At 58.6% G+C, this 16,876-nt stretch carries 18 protein-coding genes; 8 read left to right on the top strand and 10 right to left on the bottom strand.

Annotated elements, in window-relative coordinates; genetic code table 11:
- Positions 1-54 precede the first annotated feature (54 nt).
- The 5 genes from NL64_RS29650 to colR all read right to left on the bottom strand — a co-directional run bounded on the left by NL64_RS29650 (position 55) and on the right by colR (position 3,788).
- Positions 55-282 (bottom strand): hypothetical protein, encoded by a 228-nt coding sequence (locus tag NL64_RS29650; protein ID WP_080757993.1) that lies wholly within the window; start codon positions 280-282, stop codon positions 55-57.
- A 2-nt stretch (positions 283-284) separates the two neighbouring features.
- Positions 285-998: a lipopolysaccharide kinase InaA family protein gene (locus NL64_RS16015; RefSeq protein ID WP_034149041.1), complete on the bottom strand. Its 714-nt coding sequence runs from the start codon at positions 996-998 to the stop codon at positions 285-287.
- Positions 999-1,002: 4 nt separating this feature from the next.
- Entirely contained in the window at positions 1,003-1,671 is a 669-nt protein-coding gene (locus NL64_RS16010) for a class I SAM-dependent methyltransferase (protein ID WP_034149040.1), read from the bottom strand.
- A 160-nt stretch (positions 1,672-1,831) separates the two neighbouring features.
- Positions 1,832-3,115, bottom strand: a complete 1,284-nt coding sequence (locus NL64_RS16005; protein WP_034149039.1) for a sensor histidine kinase — start codon at positions 3,113-3,115, stop codon at positions 1,832-1,834.
- A complete protein-coding gene (gene colR / locus NL64_RS16000) occupies positions 3,105-3,788 on the bottom strand; it encodes a two-component system response regulator ColR (protein ID WP_020799911.1) in 684 nt (227 codons plus the stop codon). The genes NL64_RS16005 and colR overlap by 11 nt, the downstream gene beginning before the upstream one ends.
- A gap of 219 nt (positions 3,789-4,007) precedes the next feature.
- On the opposite strand from colR, the gene NL64_RS15995 reads away from it, so the two are divergent.
- Positions 4,008-4,751 (top strand): phosphatase PAP2 family protein, encoded by a 744-nt coding sequence (locus tag NL64_RS15995; protein WP_034149038.1) that lies wholly within the window; start codon positions 4,008-4,010, stop codon positions 4,749-4,751.
- A gap of 197 nt (positions 4,752-4,948) precedes the next feature.
- Here the strand turns inward: NL64_RS15995 and groL are convergent, their stop codons facing one another.
- The 4 genes from groL to NL64_RS15975 form a co-directional block, all read right to left on the bottom strand.
- The gene (groL, locus tag NL64_RS15990; RefSeq protein WP_034149037.1) at positions 4,949-6,595 is read right to left on the bottom strand and encodes a chaperonin GroEL; all 1,647 of its coding nucleotides are present in this window, start codon (positions 6,593-6,595) and stop codon (positions 4,949-4,951) included.
- Positions 6,596-6,644: 49 nt separating this feature from the next.
- Positions 6,645-6,938, bottom strand: coding sequence for a co-chaperone GroES (locus tag NL64_RS15985; protein ID WP_034149036.1), 294 nt, complete (start codon positions 6,936-6,938; stop codon positions 6,645-6,647).
- A gap of 248 nt (positions 6,939-7,186) precedes the next feature.
- A complete protein-coding gene (locus tag NL64_RS15980; RefSeq protein WP_034149035.1) occupies positions 7,187-7,663 on the bottom strand; it encodes an FxsA family protein in 477 nt (158 codons plus the stop codon).
- A gap of 66 nt (positions 7,664-7,729) precedes the next feature.
- The gene (locus tag NL64_RS15975; protein ID WP_034149034.1) at positions 7,730-8,461 is read right to left on the bottom strand and encodes a HugZ family protein; all 732 of its coding nucleotides are present in this window, start codon (positions 8,459-8,461) and stop codon (positions 7,730-7,732) included.
- Between the two features lie 167 nt (positions 8,462-8,628).
- On the opposite strand from NL64_RS15975, the gene NL64_RS15970 reads away from it, so the two are divergent.
- On the top strand, positions 8,629-9,387 hold the full coding sequence (locus tag NL64_RS15970; RefSeq protein WP_034149033.1) for an SDR family oxidoreductase: 759 nt from the start codon (positions 8,629-8,631) through the stop codon (positions 9,385-9,387).
- Between the two features lie 102 nt (positions 9,388-9,489).
- Here NL64_RS15970 and apbC read toward each other — a convergent pair whose 3' ends face one another.
- Positions 9,490-10,584: an iron-sulfur cluster carrier protein ApbC gene (gene apbC / locus NL64_RS15965; RefSeq protein WP_034149032.1), complete on the bottom strand. Its 1,095-nt coding sequence runs from the start codon at positions 10,582-10,584 to the stop codon at positions 9,490-9,492.
- A 295-nt stretch (positions 10,585-10,879) separates the two neighbouring features.
- Here apbC and metG point away from each other — a divergent pair, with 295 nt between their 5' ends.
- The 6 genes from metG to NL64_RS15935 all read left to right on the top strand — a co-directional run bounded on the left by metG (position 10,880) and on the right by NL64_RS15935 (position 16,855).
- Complete coding sequence (gene metG / locus NL64_RS15960) at positions 10,880-12,931, top strand: methionine--tRNA ligase (RefSeq protein WP_034149031.1); 2,052 nt, start codon at positions 10,880-10,882, stop codon at positions 12,929-12,931.
- A gap of 183 nt (positions 12,932-13,114) precedes the next feature.
- The gene (locus tag NL64_RS15955; protein ID WP_034149030.1) at positions 13,115-13,684 is read left to right on the top strand and encodes an Rnf-Nqr domain containing protein; all 570 of its coding nucleotides are present in this window, start codon (positions 13,115-13,117) and stop codon (positions 13,682-13,684) included.
- Positions 13,681-14,691 (top strand): electron transport complex subunit RsxB, encoded by a 1,011-nt coding sequence (gene rsxB, locus NL64_RS15950; RefSeq protein WP_034149029.1) that lies wholly within the window; start codon positions 13,681-13,683, stop codon positions 14,689-14,691. The genes NL64_RS15955 and rsxB overlap by 4 nt, the downstream gene beginning before the upstream one ends.
- The gene (locus NL64_RS15945; protein ID WP_034149028.1) at positions 14,678-15,664 is read left to right on the top strand and encodes an RnfABCDGE type electron transport complex subunit D; all 987 of its coding nucleotides are present in this window, start codon (positions 14,678-14,680) and stop codon (positions 15,662-15,664) included. Before rsxB ends, NL64_RS15945 begins: the two co-directional genes overlap by 14 nt.
- Positions 15,661-16,272 (top strand): RnfABCDGE type electron transport complex subunit G, encoded by a 612-nt coding sequence (locus tag NL64_RS15940; RefSeq protein ID WP_034149027.1) that lies wholly within the window; start codon positions 15,661-15,663, stop codon positions 16,270-16,272. Before NL64_RS15945 ends, NL64_RS15940 begins: the two co-directional genes overlap by 4 nt.
- Entirely contained in the window at positions 16,265-16,855 is a 591-nt protein-coding gene (locus NL64_RS15935) for an Rnf-Nqr domain containing protein (RefSeq protein WP_034149026.1), read from the top strand. Before NL64_RS15940 ends, NL64_RS15935 begins: the two co-directional genes overlap by 8 nt.
- Positions 16,856-16,876 lie beyond the last annotated feature (21 nt).

The following is a 16,876-nucleotide window of genomic DNA, read 5'->3' as shown; positions in this document are numbered from 1 at the left end:
GGGCATAAAAAAGGCCTCGCATCAGCGAGGCCTTTTATTTTGGCTTCAATCTGTTCAACTTTGCGGCCTCAATCCTTGAGAAAGTCCGAACATGAACAGCAATAGATCATGGTCGGGCTGTGTTGCTACGGATGCCTTGGCAACCCGTGGCAACGGACAATGCGCGTCCCCTTGCATTGAACTGAGGACTTGCGTGCGGGGCTGCTCCCAGGCAGCCACCGCGAGTGAAGCAACTGCCAAGGCTCCTATCAGAAACAAACCTCGCGCAACTTCGAGTTTCATTGCTATAAACCTTTGATAGCGCTGCCAAACGCCGTCTTATAAAAATAGACGAGTTTGTCCCAGTCCGTCGTGCTGAACGACGAGTGGCGACGCAGTTGCTTCATGTCATGAGCCGCTGCGCGATAAGCGGTCAGACGCTGTCGGCACTTCTCCAGATCGATCAGGGCGACCTCGACTTTGGCGGTTTCGCCGACACCGGTAACGCGCACAAATACGTGTTTGATATAGATGCAGCTATGCTGCCAACGACCCTTGTGCATACGCGCAAGGTTCTCGGCCAGATCCTTCAACACGCGATCATGCGCGACTTCACCGACACGCTCGCGGCCGCCGCCAGCGTACCAATGTTCGATTTCTTCAAAGCCGTCCAGTGACTTGGTAACCAGCAGTGCGCGCCATTTGTGCACCGGATCGCGTTGTGCGCCGCAGTAAACGATTTCCGGAACGCGGACACCCAGTGCCCGCACGCCAGTCAGCGCATCACGCTCACGCAAAACCGTCGGCCGACCAAACGGGTGCAACCAGCTGCGATGGATATGCCCGGTCTGCCGTTTAACGTAGAGCAGCTGACCATCGCTACCCATGATGCGCTGCACGCCACTTTCTCCACCGCGACGGACATTGGGTTCTTCTACCCATTCACCGCGCTGGTTCCAGAAATAGTCGAAGCGGTCCGGGGAAGCGACTTCCGTTTCCGCTGCACATTGCACTGCCATTCTCTTACCTCTTCCGTAATACGTAGACCCGCCACATGGCATAGAGCGGTATAAAGTCCAGTTGTTCCTGAATTCGGAAACCTGCCTGTTCAAATTCCTTTTCTACCGTAGCAGCCGGTAACACAAATCGATTCTGATAACCAACCTGCCCACGGGTTTTCTCTGCGCGCTTGCGTTTCCAGGCTTTGAAATTGCCATCCACCCACAGCGAAAGAATCACACTGTCTCGGGTGACGCGCTCGAACTCACGCAAAATCGCCAGTCGATGCTCGGCTTCACCGATGTGATGGAGCAAACGCATGCAAAAAATGCTGTCGACGGCGTTATCAGGCAGGGCGATGTCGAATGCAGAAGTGTGCAAGGGTTGTACCCGTTTCACCACATCGGCAGGTTGCGCCTGTGTAGCGATCTTCAGCATGGACTCGGAATTGTCGGCACCGATGATCACACGATTGGGCTTTTCTGCCAGCAACGGCCAGAAACGCCCCGCACCGCAGGGCAAATCGAGGACCAGGCCCGGCTCGCCAACCAGCGCCAATGCCTTTCGTGCCAGTTGCTCGTCCCGCAAATGGGACAGTCGACGGCCAAGACCATCCTTGTGCTTGCGCAGGTAACGCTGGGCGTGTTGATCGTCGTACTTTTCGGAAAAATCTAATTTGATAGGGCCGGCCATCACAAAGGTCTCCTTAGCTTCTGATACCAACGACCACCATATGGAGCGGGTTGTCAGATTCAGGTTATCCCTTTGTGAAAAAAATGTTATGTAAAAGTCGAAAATATTTCGAGGTATTACAAGGCTTGGCTATGGCCCTAATCGCCTTTTGACAGATCGCTCAATTCACTTGAGATGTATGCAACTGCACGTGGAAACGACAACCGTTGGGCTCCATGGTAGTGAGGCTGACGCTCCAGCCCTGGTTTTCACAGATTCGTTGCACCAATGACAGACCTAACCCCAGCCCGTCACCGCGTTTCTCCGTGCCCCGCACAAAGGGCTCGAACATGGCTTCGCGTTTTTCCTCGGGAATACCCACGCCACTGTCCTCGACCAGGAAACCACCGGTCGTCAGCGTCAAGCGAATGAAGCCCCGTTCGGTGTAGTGCAGCGCATTACGCAGCAGGTTGCCCATGACCGCTTGCAAGAGCGTCGCGTTATAGCGAGTGGTCTGTGGATTACCCGGCTCGAAGATCAGCCTCAACCCTTTTTCCTCAATCGGCCCGCGCCACAGACTGAGCAGCCCATCGGCCACTTGGCTCACGGACTGCTGCGGTGACATGTTGGCGTCTTCACGTTGCGCACGGGCCAGCATCAGGAAGGTTTGCACCAGCTCACGCATTTCTTCACAGGCCCGTGCGATTCGTTCGACCTGGGCTCGGCCGCGCTGATCAAGGCCCGAGTTTTCCAGCAACAATTCACAGGAACTGGCCAACACCATCAAGGGCGTGCGCAGTTCGTGGCTGACGTCGCTGGTGAACAAGCGCTCCCGGGTCAATGCCTGGCGCAATCGGCCGAGCGTAGCGTCAAAGGCGACCGCCAGTTCACCCACTTCATCGGCCGCATAATCGGGCGCCAGAGGTGGCGCCAAACCTAACAGCTGATCACGATGACGCACCTGACGTGCCAGGCGCACCACCGGCGCCATCACCTTGCGCGCGAGGACCCATCCGAGGAAAACCGCCAACGCCAGGCTGAGCACGAAACCCACCAGCACCACGGCGAACAACACTCGCTCGCGCTCTTCAAAATCGCTCTGATCCTGCAACAGCACATACCGCCGGCCATCAATGATTTCGACCATCGCGTGGTAGGACAAATTCTCGCGGAATACTTCGTGAAACCCCGTATCGAGGTGGCGCAAATCCTTGGGCAGCTCGAAGTCGCCGCGTCCACCGCTGAAATAGAACAACTGGTCGGGCTCAGGGCGATGGCTCCAGTCGGAGACATTGTCCATCAGCAACAGACGTTGTAAATCGCCGCCCAGACCGGCCGAAATCAGTTTTTCTTCCACCAGGTGCACGGTGAAGACAATGCCCATCGCGAACGCACCCGCCACCAACGCGCTCATCAGCGCAAAGGCAATAATGATCCGCTGGGAAAGGCTTTGCTTAAACTCCATCACGGCCCTCGGCCAAGCGATAACCCACACCGTGCACGGTTTGCAGCAAGGGCTTGGCGAATGGCTTGTCGATCACCTGGCGCAACTGGTGGACATGGCTGCGCAGGCTGTCGCTGTCCGGGCAGTCGTCGCCCCACAGCGCTTCCTCGAGAATTTCCCGGCGCAGCACGTGCGGGCTTTTCTGCATCAGTACGGCCAGCAACTTCAGGCCCACCGGGTTGAGCTTGAGCAGACGACCTTCGCGGGTAACTTCCAGGGTATCGAGGTCGTAGCTCAGATCGCCGACTTGCAGGGTGCGGCGACCGCCACCCTGGGTACGACGCATGACGGCCTCAATGCGCGCCGCCAGTTCCGACAGGGCAAAGGGCTTGATCAGGTAATCATCGGCACCGGACTTGAAGCCCTGTAGCCGGTCATCCAATTGATCGCGAGCCGTCAGCATGATCACCGGCGTATCGCGGCGTGCATCTTCGCGCAGGCGCTTGCACAGGGTGTAGCCGTCGATCCCGGGCAACATGATGTCGAGCACGATCAAGTCGTAATGCTCGGTGGCCGCCAGATGCAGGCCTGACAAACCGTCCTGCGCGCAATCCACGGTATAGCCTTTGAGACCCAGGTAATCGGCGAGATTAGCCAGGATATCGCGGTTGTCTTCAACCAATAGAATTCGCATGGGCACCTTCTTCGTACGCGGAAACGGCCGTCTTGGCCCGCGCAGCTTAAGGCCAAGTGTGGCTCACGGCTAGGACTGCGTGCAGTCATTGATCCAGCGAACGAACGGGTTAACGGCTCAACAACTTTTTCACTATTGGTTCACAGACTGACGACAGGATCAGGCTCAAACTCCGCGCGGCTGCGTACTTCAGATCTCTTCACCGACCAAGGAATTGCCATGGTTTCGACCCTCGTCCGCCCTGCGTCCCGCCCGCTCAACTGGTGGGTATGCCTGGGCGTTCCCGCCGTCGCGGCGATAATTTTGGTATTGCTTGAGCTGACGTCCCTGGACATGGACCTGGCCAGGCTCTTCTACGATCCGGTCGCGGGAGAGTTCATCGGGCGGCACAGTTACTTCCTCGAAGACATCCTGCATGACCGGGCAAAGCAAGTAGTCATCGCGTTCTCGGTGTTTGCCATTCTCGGCTTCATCGGTTCGTTTTTCATGGTCAGGCTCAAACCGTTCAAACGAGAGCTTGGCTGCCTGGTCTTGTCCCTGGGTTTGGCGACATCTTTTGTCACCCCCATGAAAGCGGTGACGGCAGTGCAATGTCCTTGGAGCCTTGAGCAGTTCGGTGGGCACGAAACCTACAGTGAATTGCTGAGCCCTCGCCCGCCTACCGACAAGCCTGGCCGTTGCTGGCCCGGCGGTCATGCCGCCACCGGATTTACGCTGTTTGCGTTGTTTTTCGTGTTGCGCGACCGTCGTCCGCGCATGGCACGTGCGGCGTTTGTTTTCGCCATCGCTTTGGGCTCGGTGTTCTCTATCGGCCGGATGATGCAGGGTGCGCACTTTTTCTCGCACAACGTGTGGACCGCGGTGTTCTGCTGGTTGATTTGTTTGGGGTCGTATTACTGGATTCTGTATCGGCCGACATCAACGGCTGAACCGGTGAGCAAGACTGAACCGGTCAGGGCCTGATAGAAGATCAAAAGATCGCAGCCTTCGGCAGCTCCTACAGGGATCGCATCTTCATGCCGCGATTCCCACAACTGTCGCATTTCCCTGTAGGAACTGCCGAAGGCTGCGATCTTTTAACGTTGATCTTTTATAAGCCCAATAAAAAACCCCGCCTGCTCGTCGCAGGCGGGGTTTTTTAATACAGGGGTAAGGCTGGCTTACATCATGCCGCCCATGCCGCCCATACCGCCCATGTCTGGCATACCGCCGCCAGCACCGCCGTCTTTCTTCGGTGCATCAGCGATTGCTGCTTCGGTAGTCAGGATCAGGCTGCCGATCGAGGCTGCTGCTTGCAGAGCCGAACGGGTGACCTTGGTTGGGTCCAGGATGCCCATTTCGATCATGTCGCCATATTCGCCAGTCGCAGCGTTGTAGCCGAAGCTGCCCGCGCCGTTCTTGACCTTGTCGACCACTACGCTTGGCTCGTCGCCGGAGTTGGCAACGATCTGACGCAGAGGTGCTTCGATGGCACGACGCAGAACAGCGATACCCACGTCCTGATCGGCGTTGTCGCCTTTCAGATCGGACAGTGCTTGCAGAGCACGGATCAGGGCCACGCCACCGCCAGGTACCACGCCTTCTTCAACGGCTGCACGGGTAGCGTGCAGGGCGTCTTCAACGCGGGCTTTCTTCTCTTTCATTTCTACTTCGGAACCAGCGCCAACCTTGATCACTGCAACGCCGCCCGACAGTTTGGCCAGACGCTCTTGCAGTTTTTCACGGTCGTAGTCCGAGGAAGTCTCGGCAACCTGGGCACGGATCTGGTTGATGCGTGCTTCGATGTCGCCTTGTACGCCAGCACCGTCAACGATGATGGTATTTTCCTTGGACAGGGTCACGCGCTTGGCGTTACCCAGGTGCTCCAGGGTGGTGCTTTCCAGGCTCAGGCCGATCTCTTCGGAGATGACGGTACCGCCGGTCAGAACAGCGATGTCCTGCAGCATGGCCTTGCGACGGTCGCCGAAGCCTGGAGCCTTGACGGCTGCGACTTTAACGATGCCACGCATGTTGTTCACAACCAGAGTCGCCAGGGCTTCGCCTTCAACGTCTTCGGCCACGATCAGCAGTGGACGGCCGGCTTTGGCAACGGCTTCCAGTACTGGCAGCATTTCGCGGATGTTCGAGATCTTCTTGTCGACCAGCAGGATCAGCGGGCCGTCCAGCTCAGCGACCATGGTCTCTGGCTTGTTGACGAAGTACGGGGACAGGTAGCCACGGTCGAACTGCATGCCTTCAACAACCGACAGTTCGTTTTCCAGGCCCGAGCCTTCTTCAACGGTGATCACGCCTTCTTTACCGACTTTTTCCATGGCTTCGGCAATGATGTCGCCGATGGAGTTGTCGGAGTTGGCGGAGATGGTGCCTACCTGAGCGATAGCCTTGGTGTCAGCGCATGGCTTGGACAGGGCTTTCAGCTCTTTGACGATAGCGATGGTCGCTTTGTCGATACCGCGCTTGAGGTCCATCGGGTTCATGCCGGCAGCGACGGCTTTCAGGCCTTCGTTGACGATCGATTGAGCCAGAACGGTAGCGGTGGTGGTGCCGTCGCCTGCGTCATCGTTGGCACGGGAGGCAACGTCTTTGACCAACTGCGCGCCCATGTTTTCGAAACGGTCTTCCAGTTCGATTTCTTTGGCTACGGAAACGCCGTCCTTGGTGATGGTCGGAGCGCCGAAGCTCTTCTCGATGATCACGTTACGGCCTTTCGGGCCCAGGGTCGCTTTTACTGCGTCAGCCAGGACGTTGACACCGGTGAGCATTTTCTTGCGGGCGGAATCGCCGAATTTAACTTCTTTAGCAGCCATGATCGATATTCCTTAAATACTTTGTAGTAACGGGAAAATGAGCGGGTAATCAGCCTTCGACAACAGCGAGAATTTCGTTCTCGCTCATTACCAGCAGGTCTTCGCCGTCGACTTTCACAGTGTTGCTGCCGGAGTAAGGACCGAACACAACCTTGTCGCCCACTTTCACGGACAGTGCACGCACTTCACCGTTATCCAGTACGCGGCCGGTGCCGACAGCGAGGATTTCGCCGCTGTTGGCTTTTTCAGCAGCCGAACCTGGCAGGACGATACCGCCAGCGGTTTTCTTTTCTTCTTCGCTGCGACGGATGACGACGCGGTCATGCAGAGGACGAAGCTTCATTGTCGATCTCTCCTAATTGTGGTTTTCATCGGCCGGTGTAGTCCCGGCGGGTTTAACAAAGTCCGGCGGTGCCGGGTGCGGTTCGTCGAGCGAACCGCGGAAGTCTGTCTGGCGTGATCACCAGAAACCTTGCGGTGACCGTTACATAAGGGCGCATAAGCTTATTACAAGGGCGGGGATCGAAAAATTTTCTTCTCTTTGCCCGCAAACGAACACGGCACCCGAAGGTGCCGTGTCGATATGAGGTGTTACTTGCTATCGCGGTGTTCGAACTCGCCTTCGATCACGTTCGGCTCGCGGCCCAGCGGCTCACGCGGCGCAGGGCCGCCACGGGACTGAAGGTCATCGGCGAACGCACGCTGGCGGATCGCTTGCTCCTCGGCACGCTGGCGCATTTTATTGGCCAGCAGACGACGAGAGATCGGCAGCAGCATGATCAGGCCGACCACGTCGCTGATGAAACCCGGCAGGATCAACAGACCACCGGCCAATGCCAGCATCAGGCCTTCGAGCATGGTCTGCGCGGGCAACTCGCCACGGTTCAGGCTTTCACGCGCTCGCAAGGCCGTTGCCAGTCCGGCGACTCGCAACACGAATACACCGAACATCGAGCCGAGAATGATCAGCAGCAGGGCCGGGAAAAACCCGATAGCCCCTGACACCTTGACGAATACGAACAGCTCCAACACCGGGAACAGCAGAAAGAGCAACAAAAAAGGGCGCATCAAATGGTTCCTCAACGCAAGAATGCCTTGCCAGTAATCCTTAGATGACGTCGCCGTTTCGTGAATTCAAGCGTCGGCTACTTCATTTTTTGGCCAATGCTCGGCGTGAGCCAGGAAAACCAAGGCCTGGCGAACTTGTGTCGGCGTATTACACGGAGCCTGGAACGGCAACCAGTAGAGCACTTGCCCGATGCGCAGGTGCATACCTTCGCTGTCGATTCCGACCATCTGCGCCGGCGCGGTTTTCGGCAAACCCGCCAGATCGACGTAATGGGCAATCGCCTTGCCGTGATCGGCGTTCATGTGCTCGACCATGCTCACTTCAGCCTTGCCGGCAAAAGGGTTCGCCAGGATCAGGTCGTTGACCCAATGAATGGCGCCAAAACCGCCGATATAACGGTGACGCACCGGTTGCAGCACCCAGAAATCGAAATCATGGGCCTTGTGGTAGTTCTGCGATTCGGGGAAGTAGCGGTAATAACGCTCGGCCGCCGCATCGATGGCCGACTCGTCCTCGAGCATCTGCGCCTCGGCCAGATAGGTCAGCCGACCAACGGCTTGCACATCTTCAGCCCCACGCTCGCCGACAAAAAGCGAGCATTTTGGATCCTTCTGCAAGTTGTGGGTGTGCTGAGCGATGCGGCTTATAAGGATCAGCGGCCGACCGTGCTCGTCCAGGCAGTACGGAACGACAGATCCAAACGGGAAGCCGGGAATCGCCTTGGAGTGGGTCGACAGCACTCCACGGTATTCCTTGAGAAGCAATTCTCGGGCATTCTTGGCCGCTTCTACGCTCAATTTATGACTCCTTATATAGAATCCGTCGAAAAAACGGGCGGGCACCTGGGGATAAGTTCCCAGCACGCCATCGGGGGCAATTCTCATGTGCAGCCGGGCCACGTCGGGCGCAGATCGAGAGGCTCTCAACAAGGAAACCACTCTAGACCTGCTACCGGGGCATGCGAATGCAACTCACTGACAAAGTAATCATTATCACTGGCGGTTGCCAGGGTTTAGGCCGCTCCATGGCCGAGTATTTCGCCGACAAGGGCGCGAAGCTCGCGCTGGTCGACTTGAACCAGGAAAAACTCGACGACGCCGTTGCCGCTTGCAAGGCCAAAGGTGTCGAGGCCCGCGCCTATCTGTGCAACGTCGCCAATGAAGAACAGGTGACCCACATGGTCGCGCAGGTCGCCGAAGACTTCGGTGCGATCCATGGCCTGATCAACAACGCCGGTATTTTGCGTGACGGTCTGTTGCTCAAGGTCAAGGACGGCGAAATGACCAAGATGAGCCTGGCACAGTGGCAGGCGGTGATCGACGTCAACCTGACCGGCGTGTTCCTGTGCACCCGTGAAGTCGCGGCGAAGATGGTCGAGCTGAACAACAGCGGCGCGATTATCAATATCTCGTCGATTTCCCGCGCCGGCAACGTCGGTCAGACCAACTACTCCGCCGCCAAGGCCGGTGTCGCTGCGGCGACCGTGACCTGGGCCAAGGAACTGGCGCGCTACGGCATTCGCGTGGCCGGCATTGCACCGGGCTTCATCGAAACCGAAATGACCTTGGGCATGAAACCGGAAGCGTTGGAGAAGATGACGTCGGGGATTCCGCTCAAGCGCATGGGCAAGCCTGAAGAAATCGCCCATTCGGCGGCTTACATCTTTGAGAACGACTACTACACCGGTCGGATTCTGGAGATGGATGGCGGGTTGCGAATCTAAAACAAGATCAAAAGATCGCAGCCTGCGGCAGCTCCTACAGGGTGAACATCAATCCCATGTAGGAGCTGCCGCAGGCTGCGATCTTTTAAGAGGTGACCGGAATCAATCGTCGCTGATGCTGATGTTCGGCATCGCCGGCGTCGCAGCTTCCTGCAACACGATCCGCGCGCCAACGTGACGTGCCAGTTCCTGGTAAACCAGGGCGATCGGACTGTCCGGCTCGGCGATCACCGTTGGCTTACCGCCATCGGCCTGTTCACGGATGGCCATCGCCAGCGGCAACGAAGCCAGCAGCTCCACGCCGTACTGATTGGCCAGTTTTACACCGCCGCCTTCACCGAACAGATGCTCGGCATGTCCGCAGTTCGAGCAAATGTGCACAGCCATGTTTTCCACCACGCCCAACACCGGAATGTTGACCTTGCGGAACATTTCCACGCCCTTGCGCGCGTCCAGCAAAGCCAGGTCCTGTGGTGTGGTCACGATGACGGCACCGGCCACCGGGACTTTCTGCGCCAGGGTCAGCTGGATGTCGCCGGTGCCTGGCGGCATGTCGATGACCAGGTAATCCAGGTCGCCCCACGCAGTTTGGGTCACCAGTTGCAACAAGGCGCCGGAGACCATCGGCCCGCGCCAGACCATCGGCGTGTTGTCATCGGTCAGGAATGCCATGGACATCACTTCGACGCCATGGGACTGGATCGGCACGAACCACTTCTGATCCTTGATCTGAGGCCGGGTACCTTCCGCGATGCCGAACATGATGCCCTGGCTCGGCCCGTAGATGTCCGCATCGAGAATCCCAACCTTGGCGCCTTCACGGGCCAGCGCCAGTGCCAGGTTGGCCGCGGTGGTGGACTTGCCCACACCGCCCTTGCCGGACGCCACGGCTACCACGTTCTTGACGTTGGCCAGGCCCGGAATCTGCGCTTGAGCCTTGTGCGCGGCGATCACGCTGGTGATGTCGACGCGGGCACTTGCTACGCCATCCAATCCTTGAATAGCCATTTCCAGCATCTGCGCCCAGCCACTTTTGAACAGACCGGCGGCATAACCCAGTTCGAGCTGCACGCTGACGCGATCGCCCTGGATTTCGATGTTGCTCACGCATCCGGCGCTGACCGGGTCCTGGTTCAGGTAAGGGTCGGTGTATTGGCGAAGGACGGCTTCCACCGCTGCGCGATTGACGGCGCTCATGGGCAACTCCGAAAACAAGACTGGGAATAGATGGCGGGTATCCTACGCCGGCCATCCAATTGTGGCGAGGGAGCTTGCTCCCGCCCGGCTGCGCAGCAGCCGTCATTCGAATGACTCCGTTTGTCTGACAGATTGGCATCGACAGGTTAGGGGGCGGCTTCGCCACCCAGCGGGAGCAAGCTCCCTCGCCACGGTTTTTTGCGATTGCAGCAACAGGAAACAGGTGCACAGGATGAAAAATCCGCGCCAGCGCTTTATAGTGGCCGACCTCCGTTTCATCAAGTAGCCGAGCCCCATGTCCGAGCCACGCAAGATCCTCGTCACCAGCGCCCTGCCCTATGCCAATGGTTCGATCCATCTTGGCCACATGCTGGAATACATCCAGACCGATATGTGGGTGCGCTTCCAGAAGCACCGCGGCAACCAATGCATTTATGTCTGCGCCGACGACGCCCACGGTTCGGCGATCATGCTGCGCGCGGAAAAAGAAGGCATCACCCCGGAACAACTGATCGCCAACGTCCAGGCTGAACACAGCGCCGACTTTGCCGAGTTCCTGGTGGACTTCGACAACTTCCACTCCACTCACGCCGAAGAAAACCGTGAGCTGTCGAGCCAGATCTACCTGAAGCTGCGCGACGCCGGGCACATCGCCCAGCGCTCGATCACTCAGTACTTCGACCCGGAAAAGAAAATGTTCCTGGCCGACCGCTTCATCAAGGGCACTTGCCCGAAATGCGGCACTGAAGACCAGTACGGCGACAACTGCGAAAAATGCGGCGCGACCTACGCCCCGACCGACCTGAAAGATCCAAAGTCTGCGATTTCCGGCGCCACTCCGGTGCTCAAGGATTCCCAGCACTTCTTCTTCAAGTTGCCGGACTTCCAGGAAATGCTGCAAACCTGGACCCGCAGCGGCACTCTGCAAGACGCCGTGGCGAACAAGATTGCCGAATGGCTGGACGCAGGCCTGCAACAGTGGGACATCTCCCGCGATGCACCGTACTTCGGTTTCGAGATTCCCGACGAGCCGGGCAAATATTTCTACGTGTGGCTGGACGCGCCGATCGGCTACATGGCCAGCTTCAAGAACCTCTGCGACCGTACGCCGGAGTTGGACTTCGACGCGTTCTGGGGCAAGGACTCCACCGCCGAGCTGTACCATTTCATCGGCAAGGACATCGTCAACTTCCACGCCCTGTTCTGGCCTGCGATGCTCGAAGGTGCGGGTTATCGCAAGCCGACCGGCATCAACGTACACGGCTACCTGACCGTCAATGGCCAGAAAATGTCCAAGTCCCGTGGCACCTTCATCAAGGCGCGGACCTACCTGGATCACCTGTCGCCGGAATACCTGCGCTACTACTACGCGGCCAAACTGAGCCGTGGCGTCGATGACCTCGACCTGAACCTCGAAGACTTCGTGCAGAAGGTCAACTCCGACCTGGTCGGCAAAGTCGTCAACATCGCCAGCCGTTGTGCCGGTTTCATCAACAAAGGCAATGCCGGTGTGATGGTCGACACCAACGCCGCGCCGGAACTGACCGAAGCCTTCCTGGCCGCCGCGCCTGGCATTGCCGACGCCTATGAAGCCCGCGACTTCGCCCGTGCCATGCGCGAGATCATGGGCCTGGCCGACCGCGCCAACGCCTGGATCGCTGACAAGGCTCCGTGGTCGTTGAACAAACAGGAAGGCAAGCAGGATGAAGTCCAGGCGATCTGCGCCACCGGCGTCAATCTGTTCCGCCAACTGGTGATCTTCCTCAAACCGGTGCTGCCGCTGCTGGCCGCCGATGCCGAGGCGTTCCTCAACGTCGCGCCGCTGACCTGGAACGACCACGCGACCTTGCTCGCCAACCATCAGTTGAACGAGTTCAAGCCGCTGATGACCCGTATCGATCCAGTAAAAGTGCAAGCCATGACCGACGCTTCGAAAGAAGACCTGACCGCCAGCCAGACCGACACCGGCGACGCAGCACCTGCCGGCAACGGCGAGCTGGCCAAGGATCCGCTGTCGCCGGAAATCGAGTTCGATACCTTTGCTGCGGTCGACTTGCGCGTGGCCCTGATCGTCAAGGCCGAACACGTGGAAGGTGCCGACAAGCTGCTGCGCCTGACCCTGGATATCGGTGACGAGCAACGCAACGTGTTCTCCGGCATCAAGAGCGCTTACCCGGATCCGTCCAAGCTCGATGGTCGCCTGACCATGATGATCGCCAACCTCAAGCCACGGAAAATGAAGTTCGGCATTTCCGAGGGCATGGTGATGGCGGCCGGCCCTGGCGGTGAAGAAATCTACCTGCTCAGCCCGGACAGCGGCGCCAAGCCTGGTCAGCGGATCAAGTAAGGGATTGCGGCAAACAGATCCCACAGTCGTGCCTCGCGCGACTGTGGGATTTTCATGTCTGGCCCATACTATCTCTGTAGAAGCTGCCGAAGGCTGCGATCTTTTGATTCCGCTTTCAAGATCAAAAGATCGCAGCCTGCGGCAGCTCCTACAGAGGATATCCAGCATCGGATATGGACGATCATGACCGAACTGCTTCTGACACTCATCAGCACTGCCCTGATCAACAACCTCGTGTTGCATTGGCCGCTGGGCGTCGATCCTTTGTTGGGCAGCGAACGCCGGCAAGTCCATGCGCTGGGCATTGCAACGACGTGCCTGATGTTGATTGTCGGTTTGCTCGGCTACGCGTTTTATCACTGGCTGCTTGTGCCGCTGGATATGACGGCCCTGCGCCTGTTCGTGTTTCTACCGCTGAGCGTGCTGTTGATCGCCCCTCTGCTCAAGCTGCTTGCGCGGTTGCTGCCCAAGCTTTCATTCGACGGCCTGTGGCTGCTGATGGCGGCCAATGCCGGCATCCTGGGCGTGACATTGTTCAACGCTCAGGACGACAACGGCCTCTTCCACGCCACAGCCCTGAGCCTGGGTGTCGGGCTGGGCTTCTGGCTGGTGCTGAGTCTGTTTAACGACCTGCGCCAACGCACACTCGATAATGATGTCCCCCTGCCCTTTCGCGGCCTGCCGATCGACTTGATCGGTGCCGGCCTGATTGCAGTGGCTTTTCTCGGATTCAGTGGACTGATCAAAACATGAGTCTGATTCAACGCATCGACGCCCTCCTTCCGCAGACTCAATGCGGCAAGTGCGGCCATCCCGGATGCAAGCCCTACGCCGAAGGCATCGTCAACGGTGAGCCCATCAACAAGTGTCCGCCGGGCGGTAGCGAAACCATCAAAGCCTTGGCCGAGCTGCTTAAAGTACCGGTGCTGGAACTGGATGCGAGTAGAGGTTCGGCTCCGGCGCAGATCGCCTACATCCGAGAAGCCGAGTGCATCGGCTGCACCAAATGCATTCAGGCCTGCCCGGTTGACGCCATCATCGGTGCGGCCAAATTGATGCATACGGTCATCATCGACGAATGCACCGGTTGCGACCTCTGCGTGGCGCCCTGCCCCGTGGACTGCATCGAAATGCGGCCGCTGCCGATGGCTACGGTGCTGCCGATTGTCGGCGGTCTGGCGTTCAGTGTTGAGGAGCAACGAGCCCGTGCCGCCAAACGCAATCACGCTCGCCGCCGTTTCGAACAGCGCAACGCCCGCCTGCAACGGGAAGAACAACAGAAAGCCGCCGATCGCCAGGCCCGGGCGCAACGCGCAGCCCAGCCACGTGAAGTGTCGGTCGACCCGGTGCAGGCCGCCCTCGAGCGGGTCCACGCGCAGAAAGCCGCCAATGCCGACGCGGCGTTGAAAAAAGCCAAGATCGATTTGGCGATGAGCCGGGCGCAATTGAACAAATCGCTCAAAGCCTTCGGCCATCCGCCGACCTTCGAACAGCAGTCGCAACTGATTGTCCTGCAACAACAGTTCGAGGCCGCCGAAAAAGCCCTGGCGCAGCTCGAAAGCACCGCTCCACCCGTCTCGGCACCCGTTGCGGCTCCGGCAAAGAATGCCGATTTGAATCGGGCGAAGATCCAGTTGGCCATGCGCCGCGCCGAACTGAAGAAAGCTCAAGCCAACGAAGCGCCCGCCGAACAGATCGAAATCCTGGAGCGTGCACTCAGCGATGCTGAACGTCAGGTGGATGCCTATGCCTCCCCTTGAAGCGGTTGACGAGCGCCTCCAGCAGGCCATGAAGCGGGTGTTGCTAGCCACGCTGCCGGGGTTGCTTGTGCTGTTCTGGCTGTATGGCTGGGGGGTTTTATTCAATCTGCTGTTGGCAAGTTTTAGTGCGTTGGCGGTTGAAGCGGCTGTATTGCAGTTGCGCAGACGCCCGCTCAAAACCACTTTGAGCGACGGCAGTGCCTTGGTCAGTGCGACGCTGCTGGCCCTGGCCTTGCCGCCCTACTGCCCATGGTGGCTGACGGTCTGTGCTGCCGCTTGCGCAATGCTGTTCGGCAAGCATCTGTATGGCGGCGTCGGCGGCAACCCGTTCAACCCGGCGATGCTTGGCTTCGCCTTGGTAATGGTGACCTTTCCCCAGCAGATGACGCACTGGCCGGCGCCCCATGGCATGAATCTGCTGGGCGGCTTGCAGCAGGTATTCGGCCTGGAACAGCCCCCGGATGCCTGGGTCCAGGCGACGGCACTGGACAGCCTGCGGATCAACAAAAGCCTGACCATGGATGAATTATTCTCCACAAATTTAGCGTTTGGTCACTTCGGTGGCCGAGGCATGGAATGGGTGAACCTGGCCTTTCTCGCCGGTGGTGCATTTCTTCTGCGACAGCGAGTGTTCAGCTGGCATGCACCGGTCGGCATGCTCGCCAGCCTGTTCATCAGCAGTTTGTTGTGCTGGAACGGCTCGGGCTCCGATTCACATGGCTCACCGCTGTTTCACCTGCTCACTGGCGCGAGCATGCTGGGGGCGTTTTTCATCGTGACGGAACCGGTGTCCGGCGCGAAAAGCCCCGGGGCACGACTGTTGTTCGGCGTTGGCGTCGGCCTGCTCACGTATGTGATTCGCACATGGGGCGGCTACCCGGATGGCGTGGCGTTTGCCGTACTCCTCATGAACCTTTGCGTACCGGCGCTGGAGCGGTTTGCCGCATCAAGACAGGAGCGAACTGCGCCATGAATCGCGCATCGAGCGTTGCGATCCTGATAGTTCTGACCACCGTTGGCATTGGTCTGAGCTATTACGTCCAGTACAGCAGCGCCCCCCGTATTGCAGCTGAACAACGGTTGATTGACAGCCGTAACCTGCTCGACTTGTTGCCACCCGACAGCTATGACAATCAACCGCTGGAACAGCCTCTCACCCTCGAAAACACCGAGTTGACCAACAGCACCTTGATAACAGGCTACCGCGCGACCAAAGCCAGCCAGCCTTGCGCGGTGTTGCTGCGCAGCCAGACCCTGGGCTATGCCGGCACGATTGACTTGCTGATCGCCATTGATGTCAACGGCAGGCTGGTCGGCGTCAAAACCCTCAAGCAATCGGAGACTCCGGGCCTGGGCGCGCGGATCGCCGACTGGCCCAATGCGTGGCTTCAGGTGTTTTCCGGCAAATCACGGTCGGAACCCGGCGACAGTGGCTGGGCGCTGAGAAAAGATCAGGGGCAATTCGACCAGATCGCCGGCGCGACGATTACTTCCAGGGCGGTCATTAACGCCCTCCATGAAGCGTTGCGCTACTTCGATGAACACCGGCAACATCTGCTCGGAAGTTCTTCCCATGAATAAATCATCGACTCTGCAGAACACGCTGATGCTTGCACCCCTGATTGGCGCCACCAGTTCGCTGACGCCTGCTCTCGGTCTGTGGCTGATGTTCATGCTCGTGATCAGTTGTTTTGGCCTTAGCATGGGCGCATTGAGGCCGCAAATGCATCCGACGACGCACTTGCTGACCAGCGTGCTGCTGGCTGCCACATTGACCACTTGCGCGGAGTTGGGTGCGCAAGTCTGGTCGCTGCAATGGCATCAGCACGTGGGGATTTATGCAGGCTTGATCGCCTTGCAGTGCGTCGTCCTGGAACACACTGGTTATTTCCAGAGACCGTGGCGAGATCGTCTGCGGTTGAGTGGCCTCTTCGGCTTGGTGTTGGTCAGCATGGGGCTGCTGCGCGAACTCGTCGGCAGCGGGACGATCGCCACTCATCTACCGTGGCTGGCCGGTATGACACAGGCCGGCTGGCAGGGCTGGGTTTTGACCGCTGACGGTGGTTTACGCCTGGCCACGCTTACCCCTGGCGGTTTCATTCTGTTGGGGTTGCTGATCGCCGCATGGCAAGCGTGGCACCGCCCGACACCTCTTTCACACTGACCGTCCTCAAGGAAAAGCACT

Origin of the sequence: Pseudomonas fluorescens, assembly GCF_000802965.1 — a bacterium.
Lineage (GTDB): Bacteria > Pseudomonadota > Gammaproteobacteria > Pseudomonadales > Pseudomonadaceae > Aquipseudomonas > Aquipseudomonas fluorescens_A.
This window is presented reverse-complemented; position numbering and strand designations above follow the sequence as displayed.

What these genes read in the sequence shown, in the direction of transcription:
- groL (WP_034149037.1), bottom strand. Translation starts at nt 6,595, where the DNA reads ATGGCTGCTAAAGAAGTTAAATTCGGCGATTCCGCCCGCAAGAAAATG.
- NL64_RS29650 (WP_080757993.1), bottom strand. Translation starts at nt 282, where the DNA reads ATGAAACTCGAAGTTGCGCGAGGTTTGTTTCTGATAGGAGCCTTGGCA.
- NL64_RS16005 (WP_034149039.1), bottom strand. Translation starts at nt 3,115, where the DNA reads ATGGAGTTTAAGCAAAGCCTTTCCCAGCGGATCATTATTGCCTTTGCG.
- apbC (WP_034149032.1), bottom strand. Translation starts at nt 10,584, where the DNA reads ATGAGCGCCGTCAATCGCGCAGCGGTGGAAGCCGTCCTTCGCCAATAC.
- metG (WP_034149031.1), top strand. Translation starts at nt 10,880, where the DNA reads ATGTCCGAGCCACGCAAGATCCTCGTCACCAGCGCCCTGCCCTATGCC.
- colR (WP_020799911.1), bottom strand. Translation starts at nt 3,788, where the DNA reads ATGCGAATTCTATTGGTTGAAGACAACCGCGATATCCTGGCTAATCTC.
- NL64_RS15985 (WP_034149036.1), bottom strand. Translation starts at nt 6,938, where the DNA reads ATGAAGCTTCGTCCTCTGCATGACCGCGTCGTCATCCGTCGCAGCGAA.
- NL64_RS15955 (WP_034149030.1), top strand. Translation starts at nt 13,115, where the DNA reads ATGACCGAACTGCTTCTGACACTCATCAGCACTGCCCTGATCAACAAC.
- NL64_RS15940 (WP_034149027.1), top strand. Translation starts at nt 15,661, where the DNA reads ATGAATCGCGCATCGAGCGTTGCGATCCTGATAGTTCTGACCACCGTT.
- NL64_RS15935 (WP_034149026.1), top strand. Translation starts at nt 16,265, where the DNA reads ATGAATAAATCATCGACTCTGCAGAACACGCTGATGCTTGCACCCCTG.
- NL64_RS15970 (WP_034149033.1), top strand. Translation starts at nt 8,629, where the DNA reads ATGCAACTCACTGACAAAGTAATCATTATCACTGGCGGTTGCCAGGGT.
- NL64_RS15995 (WP_034149038.1), top strand. Translation starts at nt 4,008, where the DNA reads ATGGTTTCGACCCTCGTCCGCCCTGCGTCCCGCCCGCTCAACTGGTGG.
- NL64_RS16015 (WP_034149041.1), bottom strand. Translation starts at nt 998, where the DNA reads ATGGCAGTGCAATGTGCAGCGGAAACGGAAGTCGCTTCCCCGGACCGC.
- rsxB (WP_034149029.1), top strand. Translation starts at nt 13,681, where the DNA reads ATGAGTCTGATTCAACGCATCGACGCCCTCCTTCCGCAGACTCAATGC.
- NL64_RS15980 (WP_034149035.1), bottom strand. Translation starts at nt 7,663, where the DNA reads ATGCGCCCTTTTTTGTTGCTCTTTCTGCTGTTCCCGGTGTTGGAGCTG.
- NL64_RS15945 (WP_034149028.1), top strand. Translation starts at nt 14,678, where the DNA reads ATGCCTCCCCTTGAAGCGGTTGACGAGCGCCTCCAGCAGGCCATGAAG.
- NL64_RS16010 (WP_034149040.1), bottom strand. Translation starts at nt 1,671, where the DNA reads ATGGCCGGCCCTATCAAATTAGATTTTTCCGAAAAGTACGACGATCAA.